Source organism: Agrobacterium rubi TR3 = NBRC 13261, from assembly GCF_000739935.1.
In the GTDB taxonomy this organism is placed as follows: domain Bacteria; phylum Pseudomonadota; class Alphaproteobacteria; order Rhizobiales; family Rhizobiaceae; genus Agrobacterium; species Agrobacterium rubi.
Genome location: NZ_BBJU01000007.1, coordinates 682,610 through 698,634, shown reverse-complemented (window position 1 = coordinate 698,634; position 16,025 = coordinate 682,610). Strand labels below are relative to the sequence as shown.

Annotated in this window: 12 protein-coding genes and 1 pseudogene; 1 reads left to right on the top strand and 12 read right to left on the bottom strand. The window is 58.7% G+C overall.

Annotated elements, in window-relative coordinates:
• From RRU01S_RS07610 to RRU01S_RS07590, 5 genes are all read right to left on the bottom strand, one after another.
• Complete coding sequence (locus RRU01S_RS07610; protein ID WP_045229583.1) at nucleotides 1-1,785, bottom strand: gamma-glutamyltransferase family protein; 1,785 nt, start codon at nucleotides 1,783-1,785, stop codon at nucleotides 1-3.
• A gap of 21 nt (nucleotides 1,786-1,806) precedes the next feature.
• Entirely contained in the window at nucleotides 1,807-2,682 is an 876-nt protein-coding gene (locus tag RRU01S_RS07605) for an ABC transporter permease (RefSeq protein WP_045229582.1), read from the bottom strand.
• Nucleotides 2,679-3,626, bottom strand: a complete 948-nt coding sequence (locus tag RRU01S_RS07600) for an ABC transporter permease (RefSeq protein ID WP_045229581.1) — start codon at nucleotides 3,624-3,626, stop codon at nucleotides 2,679-2,681. Before RRU01S_RS07600 ends, RRU01S_RS07605 begins: the two co-directional genes overlap by 4 nt.
• A gap of 89 nt (nucleotides 3,627-3,715) precedes the next feature.
• A complete protein-coding gene (locus tag RRU01S_RS07595; RefSeq protein ID WP_045229580.1) occupies nucleotides 3,716-5,227 on the bottom strand; it encodes an ABC transporter substrate-binding protein in 1,512 nt (503 codons plus the stop codon).
• Between the two features lie 71 nt (nucleotides 5,228-5,298).
• Complete coding sequence (locus tag RRU01S_RS07590) at nucleotides 5,299-6,048, bottom strand: FadR/GntR family transcriptional regulator (protein ID WP_045229579.1); 750 nt, start codon at nucleotides 6,046-6,048, stop codon at nucleotides 5,299-5,301.
• A 338-nt stretch (nucleotides 6,049-6,386) separates the two neighbouring features.
• Between RRU01S_RS07590 and RRU01S_RS26690 the strand changes: the two genes are divergently transcribed.
• Nucleotides 6,387-8,687 carry a methyl-accepting chemotaxis protein gene (locus RRU01S_RS26690; protein WP_276325037.1) on the top strand — a complete coding sequence of 767 codons (2,301 nt, stop codon included), beginning with the start codon at nucleotides 6,387-6,389 and terminating at the stop codon, nucleotides 8,685-8,687.
• A gap of 67 nt (nucleotides 8,688-8,754) precedes the next feature.
• Here the strand turns inward: RRU01S_RS26690 and RRU01S_RS07580 are convergent.
• The 7 genes and pseudogenes from RRU01S_RS07580 to RRU01S_RS07550 all read right to left on the bottom strand — a co-directional run bounded on the left by RRU01S_RS07580 (nucleotide 8,755) and on the right by RRU01S_RS07550 (nucleotide 15,970).
• Nucleotides 8,755-9,668: pseudogene (locus tag RRU01S_RS07580) on the bottom strand (TIM barrel protein).
• Between the two features lie 14 nt (nucleotides 9,669-9,682).
• A complete protein-coding gene (locus tag RRU01S_RS07575) occupies nucleotides 9,683-10,441 on the bottom strand; it encodes a glycerophosphodiester phosphodiesterase family protein (protein ID WP_045229578.1) in 759 nt (252 codons plus the stop codon).
• 12 nt (nucleotides 10,442-10,453) lie between these two features.
• Nucleotides 10,454-11,335 carry an ABC transporter permease gene (locus RRU01S_RS07570; RefSeq protein ID WP_045229577.1) on the bottom strand — a complete coding sequence of 294 codons (882 nt, stop codon included), beginning with the start codon at nucleotides 11,333-11,335 and terminating at the stop codon, nucleotides 10,454-10,456.
• Between the two features lie 11 nt (nucleotides 11,336-11,346).
• Nucleotides 11,347-12,273, bottom strand: coding sequence for an ABC transporter permease (locus RRU01S_RS07565; RefSeq protein ID WP_045229690.1), 927 nt, complete (start codon nucleotides 12,271-12,273; stop codon nucleotides 11,347-11,349).
• 10 nt (nucleotides 12,274-12,283) lie between these two features.
• Nucleotides 12,284-13,210, bottom strand: a complete 927-nt coding sequence (locus RRU01S_RS07560; protein ID WP_234936100.1) for an ABC transporter ATP-binding protein — start codon at nucleotides 13,208-13,210, stop codon at nucleotides 12,284-12,286.
• 56 nt (nucleotides 13,211-13,266) lie between these two features.
• Entirely contained in the window at nucleotides 13,267-14,262 is a 996-nt protein-coding gene (locus tag RRU01S_RS07555) for an ABC transporter ATP-binding protein (RefSeq protein WP_045229575.1), read from the bottom strand.
• A gap of 73 nt (nucleotides 14,263-14,335) precedes the next feature.
• Entirely contained in the window at nucleotides 14,336-15,970 is a 1,635-nt protein-coding gene (locus RRU01S_RS07550; RefSeq protein WP_045229574.1) for an ABC transporter substrate-binding protein, read from the bottom strand.
• Nucleotides 15,971-16,025 lie beyond the last annotated feature (55 nt).

Genomic DNA, 16,025 nt, shown 5'->3' with positions numbered 1-16,025 from the left:
TTATCTTCCCACTGCGTAGGCTTGCATGAGACGTGGCGTAGCGGCGGCCCTCAAAAGACCATCGGCATCCCGCCGTGCGGCGGTCAGGCGACCCACGGTCCAAGGATCGGCTGCGGTAATGTCATGTCCACGGGACTTGAGATCGGACAGCGCCTGCTCGCCAATGCTGCTTTCGATCATGACATTGCCGGGCTGGCGTGTGCGTGGATAAAAGGAGCCGGGGAAATGCGTGGTGTGGAACAGCGGCAGGTCGATGGCTTCCTGCAAGTTCATGCCGAAATGCGCATAGCGCAGAAAAAAGGCCAGTTGCCACTGGTCCTGCTGGTCACCGCCCGGCGTGCCGAAGGCGAGCGTCGGCTTGCCCTCGAAAAGGCCGAGCGATGGCGTCAGCGTCGTGCGCGGGCGCTTGCCGGGTGCGAGAGATGTGGGTAGACCCGGCTGCATCCAGAACATCTGCGCGCGGGAATTGAGGCAAAAACCGAGGCCCGGAACGATCGGCGAGGATTGCAGCCAGCCACCCGATGGCGTGACCGACACCATGTTCCCGTCACGGTCGATGACATCGATATGCACGGTATCGCCGCGTTTTTCGGTAAGGTGCGACATGGTGGGTTCATAGACGGCACCGATGCCAGCCATGGAATTGAGCATGGTCATGGTGAGATCATGCTGCGCATCGAAGCCGGGAATGCGACCGGGGCGCAAATCCATCGAGGCCTTGTCGGTGATCAGCTTGCGGCGCTCGTCATTATAGCCATCCGAAAGCAGCGTCTGGATCGGGATTTGAGAAAATTCCGGGTCGCCATAATAGACTTCACGGTCTGCATAGGACAGCTTCATGGCTTCCACGACCGTGTGGACGAAATCGACGCCTGCCGGGTCCATCGAAGCGATATCGATGCCCTTCAATAGTGCTAGCGATTGCAACAGAACCGGCCCCTGCCCCCAAGAGCCGGTCTTGGCAATCGTCCAGCCGTGGTAATCATAGGTGGTGGGTTCTTCGATCGTGGCCGTCCAATTGGCCATATCCTCGGCGGTCAGCACGCCCTTGTGACGGGTGCCGCTGGCATCCATAACCTCTGCCGTCTTGAGATAATCGTCGATCGCCTCGGCCACGAAGCCGCGATAGAAAGCGTCACGGGCGGCATCGATGCCTGCCTCGCGGCCAGTCTTCGCCTCGGATTCGGCAATGATGCGTTTCCATGTTTCGGCGAGAACAGGATTCTTGAAGCTCGACAGCGGCTCGGGTGCAACGCCGCCCGGAAGCCACGTCTCATAGGATGTCGGCCATTCCTTCTGGAAGAAATCGGCCAGATCCTTGATGGTTGCAGACACACGCGGCAGCATCGGGTGACCATTTTCAAGGTAATAGATCGAAGGTTCCAGAACCTCGCGCACGGTCATGGTGCCGTAATCGCGCAGCATCAGCATCCAGCCATCGAAGGCACCGGGAATGACGGTTGATAACAGGCCATCGCCGGGAATGAGGTCTATGCCTTCGGCGGTATAGTGCTCGATGGTGGCAGCCGCAGGAGCCGTGCCCTGCGCACAGATGACCTCGACCTTGTCCTTTTTCTTCGAATAGATGATGGCTGGCATATCGCCGCCCGGTCCATTCAGATGCGGCTCCAGAACCTGCAACACGAAGCCAGTGGCAACGGCGGCATCGAAGGCGTTGCCACCCTTTTCAAGGATGCTCATGCCCACGGCAGAGGCAATCCAGTGAGTGGAAGTGACGACGCCGAAGGTACCGAGAATTTCCGGGCGAGTGGTGAAACTGGTCATTGTTGTATCCTTCTGGAATTCTCAGTTTTCGCGTGGGTCGAGCGCATCGCGTAGCCCGTCGCCGAGCAGATTGAAGCCGATCACGACAAGGAAGATGGCTGCACCGGGCCACATCGCCAGCCATGGTGCCTGTGTGAGGAAGTTCTTTGCGACGTTCAGCATCGAACCCCAGCTAGGCGCCGGTGCCTGCTGGCCCAGTCCCAGGAACGAGAGGCTGGCCTCGGCAATGATGGCGGTTGCGACCGTCAATGTTGCCTGCACGATGATGGGAGGGATGATGTTCGGCAGAATGTAACGCAGCATGATATCGCCATGGCCAAGGCCGATGGAGCGTGCGCCCTCGATATAATCTTCGGTCTTGACGGCCATGACCTGCGAGCGCGTCAGCCGCACGAAAATGGGCATGGCGGAGAGACCGATGGCAATCATCGCGTTGGTGAGGCTCGGCCCCAGAAAGGCGGCGAGCGCAATGGCCATGATGAGGAACGGCATCGCCAGAAACGCTTCGGTGATGCGCGAAATCACCTGATCGACCCAGCCACCGAAATAGCCGGAGATAAGCCCGAACGGGACACCCAACAAGACGGAGATTGCCACAGAGACGACGCCGGCCATCAAAGAGGCCTGCGCGCCCCAGATCATTCTCGATAAATTGTCGCGGCCGATATCGTCGGTGCCGAGCCAGTGCGCTGCCGACGGTGCCTTGCGGATGGCGCCCCAGCTCGTGGCGATCGGATCGGCCAGCGGCAGCAAGGGTGCAGCGATTGCCAGCAAAGTGAAAAAGGCGATGATGACGAGACCGGCAATCGCACTGCGATTACGTTTCATCTTCTTCCACGCCCGGCTTTGGCGCACCTTTGGCTTTTCGGCGGGAATAGCCTGTGCGGACACACTCATATGGCTGCCCTCATGCGTGGATTGAGAAGAACGGTGACGACATCGGCCAGCAGGTTCATGAAGATGAAGCCGACAGCCGTGCACAGCACGACACCCTGCACCACCGCATAATCACGGTTGAACACCGCATCGACGATCAGCTTGCCGAAACCGGGAATGGTGAAGATTTGCTCGGTCAGCACGGCGCCGGCCAGCAGTTCGCCGAACAGCAGTGCCGTCAGCGTGATAACCGGCAGAAGCGCATTGCGGAAGGAGTGGCTGAGCACGACTTCGCGGGTGGACAAACCCTTGGCGCGTGCCGTGCGGATGTAATCGGACTTCATCACCGACAGCATGGATGAGCGCGTGTGGCGCATCAGCGTTGCTGCCAGCCCCGTTCCCAGCACGAAGGACGGCATGATCATGGTCTGCAACGACCTGACTGGATCGATGAAGATGGACTCGTAGCCGGAGGCCGGAAGCCAACCGAGTTGGACGGAAACGAGCAGGATGAGCATGATGCCGAGCCAGAAATTCGGGATCGACAGGCCCGACAATGCGACGATATTGGCGACGTAATCGATCCAGGTATTTTGCTTGACCGCAGCCAGAATGCCCATGGGCACTCCGATGGCAAATGCGAAGATCATCGACATGATCGCCAGTTGGATCGTGACCGGCAGTTTTTCAGCCACCAGCTCCAGAACCGGCTGGTTGGTGCGTAGCGACACGCCGAAATCGCCCTGAACCACAGATCCGATCCAGTAGAAATACTGGTACACGATCGGGTCGTTCATCCGGTATTTTTCGCGCAGCAGTTCGATCACGGCGGGGTCACGTTCTTCTCCCGCCATGGCGAGAATGGGATCGCCCGGCAAAAGCTTTTGTAGCGAAAAAACGAAAACGGATATGATCAGCAGTGTCGGTATCGCTACCAGCAGCCGCTTGGCGATGTAGATATGCATGAAAGCAAATCCTTATACGGGCAAGGCTTTGGACCGGAGGTGCGGGACGCACGCCAATGGCTGCGTCCCGCAAGTTGCTCGAGGCTGGTTTAGTCGGCTTTCTTGACACCTGTCAGGCGGATCATGCCGTCGCCGGATGGAGTAAAGCCGGTGATCTTTTTGGAGTAGGCGTAGAGATAGGCCTGATGGCCGAGATAGATCAGCGGCAAATCCTCATCCAGGATTTTGGTGGCGGCATCGTATTTGGTCTTGCGCACGGCATTGTCGGTAGACGCACGCGCCTCGTTCAGCAGCTTGTCGACGTCCGGGTTGCAATATTTGGTGTCGTTGATGCCGCCCTTGCAGGTGACGAACTGGTGGATGTTGCCATCCGGGTCGGAACGGCCGGACCAGTCGGAACGCGACAGGACGTAATTGCCCGCGGTCTGCTCGGACAGCAGCGTTGCAAATTCGGTGGACTTCAGCTTCACATCGAAACCGGCTTCCGCAGCCATGGACTGGATGACCTGCATCATCTGGGTCTGCGTCGTGTTGTTGGCATGCTGGAGTTCGATTTCGTACTTGTCGAAACCGGCTTCCTTCATCAGGGCCTTTGCCTTTTCCACGTCGCGCGCAGGAACGGGAATGTCCTTGTTGTACCAAGGGCTCGTTGGTGGCCATGGCTGGTTGCCGGCCATGGCGGTGCCTTCGAACACCACCTGATTGATGGCTTCGCGATCGATCGACAGGGAGAAAGCCTGGCGCAGACGCTTGTCCTTGCCGAACGGATTGTCGGCCTTGGCGCCATTGCCGATGTTGACATACATCGCCATGTAACCGGGTCCGACGATCTCGCCGTAGTTAAGTTTGGCATCCGCCTTGACCGACGCCACGTCAGAGGCAGAAATGCGCTCGGCAAGATCGAGATCGCCCGATTGCAGGTTGGCCAGACGCACGGTCGTATCCGGAATTGGCAGGAACGTGACCTTGTCGATGAAGATATTGTCCTTGTTCCAATAGTCTGCAAACTTCTCCAGAACGATGCGGTCCTGCTGGACGCGCTCGACGAATTTGAAGGCACCGGAGCAGACCGGTTTGGTGCTGAATTTCGCGCCCAGTTCTTTCCCGGCTGTCGGCGAAATCATCATGCCGGCGCGGTCAGAAAGCTGTGCGAGCAGGCTGGCATCCGGGCTTTTCAGCGTAAATTTGACCTGATATAGCCCGGTCGCCTCGACCTTGGCGACGGAGGCAAGCTCGCTCTTGCGGCGCGATTCCGGCATCGTCATGTTGCGGTCGATGTTGTAGACGACCGCTTCGGCATTGAACGGTGTGCCGTCATGAAAGACCACGCCTTCGCGCAAATCCATCGTCAACGTACCGCCATTGTCGCCCCATGCCCATTTGGTGGCCAGCTGCGGAATGACGGCGAGATTGTTGTCGAGATCGACCAGCTTGTCGCACAGGCTGGTGTAAACGATGCGGCCGACGAAAGTCCGTGACTGGGCGGGGTCGAGCACATCGGCATCGTCCATCAACCCGATCCGCAAATCGGCAGACAGCGCTGGCGTTGCCAGCAGGGTGCCGAGGAGAAGCAGTCCGGAAAGTCTAGCAAGTGGTTTCATTGTCTCTGTTCCCTTGATGGTTATATGAAATCGGCCGGTTTTCCGGTCTCTGATCTTGGTTCTGTCAAACGTCAGTGTGGATCGGTCTCCTGAACGGTGACCGCGCCATCTTGCGAGGCCATCGATGTTTGGCGGATCAATCGCTCTTGAAGCGTCAGAAGATGGTTGCGCATGGCTTCACCCGCGCGCGCCGGATCTCGCGAAGCGATGGCCTCGATGATATCGGTGTGCTGGTCGCGGGATTCCTTCAGCGTCTTGTCCTGCTTTCGGGCACGCTCGCGCACCGACTGCCAGACCGGGTCCTGGCGAACACGGTTGATGACATCGAAAAGCGAAAGGAATAGCTGATTGCCAGCCGTCTGCGCGATCAGCCGGTGCAAAGAACCATCCCACAGCTCGCGCCAGTCCGCATCGGTGCGCTCGTAAATCTTGTCGCGGAGTTCGCGCATGCGGTCTATATCGCCATCCTTGGCGCGCATGGCCGCCAGTTGCGCCAGCTGTGGCTCCAGCCGCAGGCGAACCTCCATGATTTCCATGAAATTGGTTCCGGAGACCAGACTGGCTGCGTGATCGCTCCAGCTATCCGGTTTCTGACCGAGAAATGTGCCCGCCCCCTGCTTACGCCAAATCAGCCCTTCTGCTTCCAGAACTTCTAATGCACGCCGTATTTCCCGCCTTCCAACGCCAAAACGCTCAGATAACAGCCGCTCGGTCGGCAACTTCCCATCTGACGACAGCGTGGTGACACGCAACAACTCCCGCAATCTCTCAAGCGCGTAGTTGGAATTCTCAGGTGCCTTGAGGTCGGTTTTCTGATCCAATGGTTCGTACCAATTGCGAATTGGTTCAATGAAAACCTAAATGCGGGAGCCGTCAAGCCACTTTTTCAAGCAGCAGAATACCTGATGAAAAATGAGGCAAAGGGGAGTTTTCATGTCAGCCATCAGGCGGTCGCTAAAGGCTTACTCACCTAACGTTAATGCGAAAATACGATGCCGTGGAATCACAACTCTGCCTAGTATTTAGGCATTAACGACTATTTTATGGGCAAAAATAACCAATTCTCAATGGTTTTTTTTTAGGTTGCCAACACAACTTCTTCTTTACACGCATAGGCATTCGAACCGCTTGATGCGCTTTCCCCCAAACAGAGGCCAAATTGAGCACATTCGGAAATCTAAAAATTCGGACACGTATAATTCTCGTTGCAGCCATTCCAACCATCGCCTTGGTTGGAATGGCTTTGCTGGACAATATCGAACGCCTGAAAGCCGCCTCAGAAGCGCAATCTGTCGCTGAAATTGCATCAATGGCGCCCGTCCTGGGTGCCACCATTCATGAAATTCAGAAAGAGCGCGGCGCCTCCGCCGGGTTTATTGGCGCCAAGGGACAGGGTGAGTTTGGGTCCTTGCTCGACAAGCAGAGAGTTGTCGTGGACGCCGCAATCGCACGTTTCGATGCATTGGGGCTGACCAACGATAGCGATACAACAGCCCCAGCCTTGAAAGCACTTGCGGCTGATGCCCGAACCAAGCTCAATAAGCTGACAACCATTCGCCAGGACGTAACGTCTCTCAAGGCCGGAGTTCCGGATATTGCCGCTTACTTCTCCGACACGATAGGCAGCCTTATCAAGATAATCGAATCCATGAGTTCGATGACCACAGACAGCACGATATCCAACCGGATCGTGGCCTATTCTGCGCTTCTACAGGGCAAGGAGCGGGCTGGACAGGAGCGGATGATTGGAACGGCCGCCTTCACCTCCGGCACTTTCAGCCCTGCGAACTACCAACAGTTCGTACAATTCGGTGCGATGCAAAATGTCTATTTTGCGGACTTCAACAGTTACGCGGCGGCTGGCGAGCGCACGGCGCTACAGGATGCCTTGAACAGCGATGCAGGCAAACTAGTCGAAAGCCAGCGTAGCATTGCGTTGAACAGTCCCTTCGGTGGATCGCTGAGCAGCGTCAGTGGCGAGCAATGGTACAAGGCTTCCACGAACCGCATCAACGCGCTGAAAGCTGTTGAAGACCAGACAGGTCTCGATTTGCGAGACTATGCCGCCGCCTCGGCAGCGCAACAGCATAACAGCCTGCTCATCTCCATCCTGACATCTCTGGGTGTGCTCGCGCTCGTGACTGTGCTGGCAACGATTGTCACACGGTCGATTACAAATCCCGTGACCCGTATCGTCAAGACAATGCGTGAGCTTGCGGATGGCAATTCGCAGGCCGAACTGAGCGTCGTTCCCGACCGCAGTGAAATCGGCGACATGGTGAAGTCAGTCGCCGTCTTCAAGACCAACGCGCAGGACCGCGCACGACTGGAAGCGGAAGCAGAAGCAAACCGGACATTGTCGGAACAGGAGCGGCTCGAACAGCAAAAAAGAGAGGCGGAAGAAGGCGCCGAAGTGCAGTTCGCGGTTGACACTCTGGCTGCAGGTCTGGGCGCGATGGCCAATGGCACGCTGAACTACCGCATCAACCAGACCTTTGCGACCCGTCTCGATAAAATCCGGGTGGACTTCAACGGCGCCATCGAACGTCTTGAGGATGCCATCATCGATGTGAGCGGCAATGCGCAGGCCATCTCTGCCGGATCCAACCAGATCCGCGCCTCGGCGGACGATCTCGCCAAGCGCACCGAACAGCAGGCGGCATCCGTCGAAGAGACCGCCGCTGCGCTGGAACAGATCACGACGACTGTTGCCGATACCAGCCGCCGCGCTGAAGAAGCCGGTCGCCTCGTGACCGCAACGCGTGAGAATGCCGAACACTCCGGCACGGTGGTGACGAAAGCCATCAATGCGATGAATGCCATCGAGACGTCGTCCAACGAAATCTCCAACATCATCGGCGTCATCGATGAGATTGCATTCCAGACCAATCTGCTTGCCCTGAATGCGGGCGTGGAAGCGGCAAGAGCCGGTGAGGCCGGCAAGGGCTTCGCCGTCGTTGCCCAGGAAGTTCGCGAACTGGCCCAGCGTTCGGCAAGTGCCGCAAAAGACATCAAGGCGCTGATTGCCAAATCAGGCGATCACGTCAAGAGCGGCGTTGGTCTTGTCGCACAGACAGGAGAATCGCTCGGCAAGATCGTCGAACAGGTCAAGGAAATCAGCGTCAACGTGCTGTCTATCGTCGAAGCATCGCGCGAGCAGACGACCGGCATCAAGGAAATCAACCAGGCTGTGTCCCAGATGGACCAGGGCACCCAGCAGAATGCCGCAATGGTGGAAGAATCCACCGCCGCAAGCCATGCGCTTGCACGAGAAGCGGAAGCCTTGTTTGTTCTGGTCGGAAAATTCGAGACCGACGCCAAAACCGAATCTGCCTTTTCGTCCGCAGCAGACCGGCAGCCCGATCAAAACCGGTCGCCTGCCCGCCAGTTGATAAACCGGGTGAGCTCGTCTTTCTCCGGCAATACAGCCCTCAAAACCAAAAACTGGGAAGAGTTTTAAGCAAACCCAGCTTTGATCGACGTCGATCAGGTCACCTCCCCTTCAGACAAGGGAGGTGACCTGTCATTTATTCAGCCGCAATCGCCGTGTGACCTTCATTCAGCGCGATCAGTTTCTTCGCCCTTGCAAGGCTTTCCGGCTGTTCGGCGTGATAGCGACGACCGACTTCCATCATCAGGACGGTGTCAGGCAGGAATGTGAGCTCGGAGAAGATTCCGTCCCAATCCATGTCACCCCAGCCGAGCGGCATATGCAGATCGCCAATGCCGAGTGCCGTGTTTTCCTGAATGTAGTGCGGTTTGTAGAAGGCCTGTGGGCGACCGAAGCTATCGTGGACGTGCAGATGGCCAGCGACCGGCGCCATGGCGCGAAGCTCTTCACGGAAATTCAGTCCGCGATAGGTGGATTCGATATAGGCATGGCTGAAATCGATCAGCGCCACGAGATTGGGGTGACCGACTGTTTTGACGGTTTCCGCAATCTGCGTCGGTGTCTGGCGGTATTGCCCAAGTTCCGTGGTGAAGATGTTTTCGAACGCGATGCGCACGCCGTAAGGTTTGCAGAATTCTGCCAGCTCATGCAGAGCCTCGCGCTCGCGTCGGTCAGCATCGGCGCGTTCAGCCAGTTGGTCTGCGCGCAGGCAGCCACCGTGCTGAACCAGAATACGCGCGCCGATACGGTCGCAGACAACGGCCAACGCCTTTGCCGCATCAATCTGGTAGCGGCAGGTCGCCGGGTCCATGAAATTGGACGAGACGAGGCTGTGGACGGTGTAGCGAAAGCTGAACTGTTTCGTCAAAGCGACGAGCCGTTCGGCGCGTTCCTCGATAATACGTCCCCGGCGATAAGGTCGAGGCTGGTAAGCGCCAGCTCGACGGTATCGACGCCCATATCGGCGAGAACGCGCAATTCCTGTTCGAGGCTTGCCAGTTCTCCGTCGGTAGAGCCGGCATTGAAGCCTGTGCCAATGATATTACCCATGTTCGTCTTCCTCTTCAGGTCGGTTGCATTTGGGAGTGGATGCCGCGATGGAGCCGCAGCACAAGGTCTGGGCTGTCGGATGTGAGATGACCGATTTTGCGCTCCAGCCAAGGCCGGATCAGCGCCTCGTCATTCAGCGTCCAGACGCCGAGACGGTGGAGTGGCAGTGTCTGCGTGATGAGTGTCCATTCCGCCGCCATGAGTTCATGATGGATGGCGACGATATCAACGAGCCCGTCGACGCTGTGCAAAAAGGTTTCAAGGCCGCCCTGCTTTGCCGCCCACTCGGCATTGACCGAAACCAGACGCGCGATATGCGGCGCAACCCGGCGGCATTCTTCCAGCACGGAAACATCAAACGATGTGAGATGGCAGCGACTGGCGAGGCCAAAGCGCTCGATCTCTGCGACGACCTTTTCCGTGATGCCGGGATAGGGCCGCTTCGCCTCGTCGGATTTGATCTCGACATGGAGCTGCTTGCCATCGGCTTTCGCCAGAACGGCGAGAACGTCGCCGAGCGTCGGCACGGTGTCCGCTGAACCTTCCAGATATGTCGTTTCACGGTCCTGCGGCGTCAGCGTACGGACATGTCCGGTCATATCGGTCGTGCGGTCAAGCGTGGCATCGTGGATGACCACCAGTTCGCCAGCGTCCGTCAGGTGCACGTCGAATTCGACGGCATCGACATCCAATGCCAGCACGTTGCGAAAGCCAGTGAGCGAGTTTTCGGGCCAGAGGTTGCGGGCGCCGCGATGGCCAACGATTTTTGTCATGGGACTGTCCTTTCAGCGAAGTGTCGGGTCGAGCTTGTCGCGCAGCCAGTCCCCGACCAGCGAGATGGAGAGCGTCGTCATCATGATGACGAAGGCCGGGGCCAGCATGATCCAGGGTGCGCGGGTCAGATATTCGCGACCGAAGCCGACCATGTTGCCCAAGCTTGTCTCCGGGGGCTGGACGCCAAGGCCGAGGAAAGACAGCCCGCTTTCCATCAAGATGATTTCCGGGAAGGTCAGCGTCATGGAGACGATGAGCGTTGCGGCGACATTGGGCAGGATGTGGCGCATGTAGACACGTGCCGGTGTAGCACCCAGCTGCACGACAGCCGAGGCATAGCCCTGCGCACTGGCCGAAATGGCCAGGCCGCGCGCGATCCGAGCGTAGCGCTCCCAGCCGTAAAAGCCCATCAGGCCGATCAGGAGAGGCATGGAGGAGCCGAAAAAGGCGAGAACCGCCAGCGACATGACAAGGAAAGGTAAAGCAGCCTGGAAGTCGGCCAGCATCAACACGAACTGCTCGACCACACCACGGAATTTGGCAGCCAGAAACCCGAGTGTCGTGCCGAACACAGCAGAAATGATCGTCGCGCCGAAGGCGATGGTGAAGGAGACGCGGATGGACTGGATGAGACGCGACAGCACGTCGCGCCCGAGCTCGTCGGTGCCGAGAAAATGCGCCGGGTTGCCCGGCAGCGACAGGCGAGCCCGCAAATCCATGGCCGTGATGCCAAAGGGACGGATCGTGTCTGCGAAGACGGCAACCAGGATCATGGCCGCAAGCCAGCAGATGCCGAAGGTAACGGAGAATGGAATTTTACGCAGCTGCCGGATGAACCTAGTAAAGATGGAGGTTTCAGGTGCGGGCTGAGGCTTCGTGTCAGCGATGGTCATCACTCAAATCCTCAATGGGCTGTCTGGCTGCGCAGGCGCGGGTCCAGCCAGCCGTAGAGCAGGTCCACGATCAGGTTGGACACGACCATGGTGGCGGCAATCAACAACAGGATGCATTGCACCACGGCGAGGTCGCGGTTGGTGACCGACACCACCAGCAGGCGACCGATGCCCGGCCAGGAGAAGATTGATTCCACGACGACGGCACCGGCAATCAGCGTGCCAACCATGAAGCCGACGATGGTGACGATGGGCACGGCGGCGTTGGGCAGCGCATGTCTCCAGACGACATCCTGCCACCGCATGCCTTTGGCGGAAGCGGCGCGGATATAGGGCTGGCCCATGACCTCGATCATGGCGCTGCGCGAGAAGCGGGCGAGAATGCCGATACCGCCGATGCTCATCGTCAGTGTGGGAAGAATACCGTGTTGCCAGGTGTCGTGGCCACCCGATGGCAGCAGTCCAAGCGTGATCGAAAAGATCAGCACCAGCAGCAGGCCCATGACGAAAGAGGGAATGGTGAAACCGAATATGGCTGCCAGAATGACGCCGCGATCAACCGCGCTCTGGCGATGCAGCGCTGCGTAAACGCCTGCGGGTATGCCGATCAAGACCTTGAGGAACAGTGCGGGGATCGTCAGTTGCAGGGTGGCCGGGATACGTTCGATGACCAGCTGCATGGCAGACGCCTTGTCGCGCATGGAAACCCCGAAATCGCCCGTCAGGATCGACTTCATATAGGCGAAATATTGAACCCAAAGCGGCTGATCAAGGCCCCACTCCTTGCGGAACGCATCGACGGCCTCTTGCGGCACATCGGGACCGAGCATGATCTGGGCGGGATCACCCGACAGACGCAGCACGACGAAGGCAAAGGTCATCACCGCGATGATGGTGACGAAGGCGCGGAGAAAGCGGACGGAGACGTAACGCAGCATGGGATGTTCCTTACGCCGCAACCGGCTGATCGGCACCGGCCACCAGATGGCACGCAGCGGTGCGGCCACCCGACACCGGCTGCAATGGCGGAACGCTGGTGCGGCAGAGATCGACGGCGACAGGGCAACGCGGATGGAAAGCGCAGCCGGATGGGCGATTGGCCGGGTTTGGCGGCTCGCCTTGCAAGATGGTGCGCCCCTTCAGCATCGTGCCCGGCACCGGCACGCTGGATACGAGCGCCTTGGTATAGGGATGCAGCGGCGTGGCGAAGATGACGTCGGACGACGCCTCCTCGACGATGCGCCCGAGATACATGACGGCGACGCGGTCTGCGATGTTGCGCACGACTTTCAGGTCATGGCTGATGAAGACCATGGCGATGTGGTTCTGTTCCTGCAAATCGCGCAGCATGTTGACCACCTGCGCCTGGATCGAGACATCGAGCGCCGACACGGGCTCGTCGCAGACCAGAAGCTTGGGCCGCGAGGCCAGAGCCCGGGCAATGACGACACGCTGACGCTGGCCGCCGGACAGCTCATGCGGATAACAACCCGCCTGATCCGGCCTCAAGCCCACCGCAGACATCAGTTCGGCCACGCGGGTTGCGCGATGCTCCTTGGGCACGAGATGATGGATGGCGAGCGGTTCGCCGATCTGTTCAGCGATGGTCAAACGCCGGTCGAGGGCTGCCAGCGGGTCCTGGTAGACGAGCTGCATCTTTGCACGCAGCGCCCGCCATTCCGTCGTGCCAAGCTTCGGCATCGGCTGACCCTCGAAAACCATCTCTCCCCATTGCGGCGTATCGATGCCGAGCAGCATGCGTCCGAGGGTGGATTTGCCCGAGCCGGATTCGCCGACGATGCCAAGCGTTTCACCCGGCATGACGGTCAGGTCGATACCATCGACGGCGCGCACCGGCGCAGATTTGCCGAACATGCCCTGGCGAACCTCATAGGTTCTGACCAGGTCTTTCGCCTGAAGAAGAGGCGCGGTCACGATACCGCCTCCAGAACTCGGGTTTCCGATGGAGACCGGACGCCAACCGGGTGGTGGCAGGACAGGAGACGGTGATCATCCAGCGCGGTCAATTCAGGCTGGCGAATACGGCAATCCAGCGCGACATGGGAACAGCGCGGCGAAAACGCGCAGCCATGCGGCAGATCACGCGGGTGCGGCACGGTGCCGGGAATGGGGATCAATCGCGAGCGGGGACCATCCAGCCGGGGAATAGCGTCAAACAGACCGCGTGTGTAGGGGTGACGGGGATTGCTGAAAAGTGTCGCAATCGGCCCCTGCTCCACGATACGCCCGGCATACATGACGCAGGCACGTTCGCAGACCTGGCTGACCGCGCCCAGATCGTGGCTGATGAAGATGGTCGCCATGCCGGTCTCAGCCCGAAGGGCGATCAGCAGATCGAGGATTTGCGCCTGGATGGTGGCGTCGAGCGCCGTCGTCGGCTCGTCGGCCACCAGAAGGTCGGGTTCTCCGGCCAAGGCCATCGCAATCATCAGGCGCTGGCATTGCCCGCCGGAAAACTCATGCGGAAAAAGGTCGAAGCGATTGCGGGCATCGGGAATGCCGACCATATCGAGAAGGCGCAGCGCCTCTTTTTTCGCAGCATCACCCATCAAACCACGATGAATGGCGAGCGTCTCGATGATCTGTCTACCGATCTTTAGAACCGGGTTGAGCGAGCTTGAAGGGTCCTGAAAGATCATTGCGATGCGTTTGCCGCGAATACCTTCCAGCACGGAACGCGGTGCGCCCAGAATTTCCTTGCCATCGAGTTTGACCGAACCGGAAACCGTCGCCTTACCCGGAAGAAGACCGAGTGCCGCGAGCCACGTCACCGATTTACCGCAACCGGATTCACCAACGAGGCCGATTGCTTCGCCGGGGGCGACATCGAGATCGATACCGTGCAGGACCTGGATGCCATCGAAAGCGACTTTGAGGCCGCGCAGTTCCACGAGATTGGAAGCCATGGGAGCTCATCTCCATTTTCAAAAATAAAGACGCCGGCCGTATGAAGACGGCCGGCGCATAAGGGTAAAAAGATCAGGAATTCCAGTTGGCGGTGCGGAAATCCATGGCGAAGGCAGGGGCGGCCTTCCATTTCAGCGAGGACTTCATGCCGGTGAAGACGGCGTTCTGGTGCAGAACCTGATAGGCCGGGTCTTCGCGCTCGCAAATCTCCAGCATGCGGGTAATGGCCTTCTTGCGCAGAGCACGATCCGTGGAGGTTTCCATGACAACGGAGAGCGTGTTCATCTCCTCGTTGGTCCAGTCCTTTTTCTGCTGTGCTTCGCCGTTGGGGCCAAACTGCACGACTAGAGGCGTGATCGGATCGTTGATCGAGTTACCGGCAGACCAGTCGCGAACGCCCTTGACGCCTTCGGGATCGTGGATCTGCGCCCAGTTTTCCTTCATCTGGATCTCGACGTTCAGGCCAACCTGCTTCCACATCTCCACCATGATCTGCGCCGTCGCAGTTTGGTTGGTGTAGTAATTGTTGAGCAGCCGGTAAGGAATCGGATCGCCCTTGTATCCGGCTTCTTTGAGGAGTTTCTGGGCCAGTTCCGGGTTGAACTCGGGTGTCGTCCAGCCATCCACAAACATGTTGGTGGCCTTGAAAGATTCAAATTGCAGGCCGGCGGGAACAACGGTCTGGCCTGCCCACAGCGCGTCAACGATCGCCTGACGATCGATCGAATGCGTCATGGCGCGACGCACCAGCGGGCTTTTGAGGATTGGGTTTTGGGTGTTGAAGGTGGAGATACGGTGATTCCAGATGGTGGAGTTCTGCACTTCGAGACCTGGCGCGCCCTGAATGGCGGAAATCTGGTCCGGCGGAAGATCGCAGGCGAAATCATATTCGCCTGAGAGCAGACCGTTGACGCGGGAGGCAACTTCCGGGACTTCGACGAAACGGATCTGCTGCAAAGGTGGACGACCACCCCAATATTCATCGAAGGCAGCCAGCGTCAGCGAAACGTCCGGTCTATAGTCAGCGACCATATAAGGACCCGTTGTCACAGGTTTGCGCGCCCAGTCGATATAGGTCTTGGCTTCGTCCCAGGAGCGGCGGCTGGTGATCTGGCTGCCGAAGGAATAGAGGCGGCCTTCGAGCGTCACGTCGGGTGTCGCGTTGTGAAAACGAACGGTATATTTATCAACGGCTTCGACACCGGCCAGTGCAGGCCAGAGGCGACGGCCAACGCCGGGCACGATTGCTGGCAGTTCCTTGGCGGTCACGGGCTTATTGTCATCTTCGAAAACCGTCTTGCCACCCTTCGGCTCGGTGTTGCCGAACACGCGCTCCTTGGAAAAGGAGAAGGCTACGTCTTCTGCCGTCAGCTCATCGCCGTTGTGGAACTTCACGCCTTGGCGCAGCTTCAGCTCTAGTGTCTTGTCATCAATGCGCTTCCACTCGGTCGCAAGACCCGGCACCGGGCCCTGATCACCCATCCAGTTGCGGTCGATCAGACCTTCCCACAGGTTCGGGAAGAAAACGCGCTCGCCAACGTTCGACTGCTCGTTCCAGATATCCAGTGTGTTGTTGTTGGTGATCTTCTGCACTGCGATCGTCACAGACGGACGAGCGCCCTGGCTGAATGACATGCGCGGGAGAATGATGCTGCCCGCAGCGGCGGACATGAGCCCCAGCGCGTGGCGGCGATTGATGGAAAGCATGGATCACTCCTGTTGAGCAAAGGACGATACGGACGCGCAGACACATGCGCAGGGC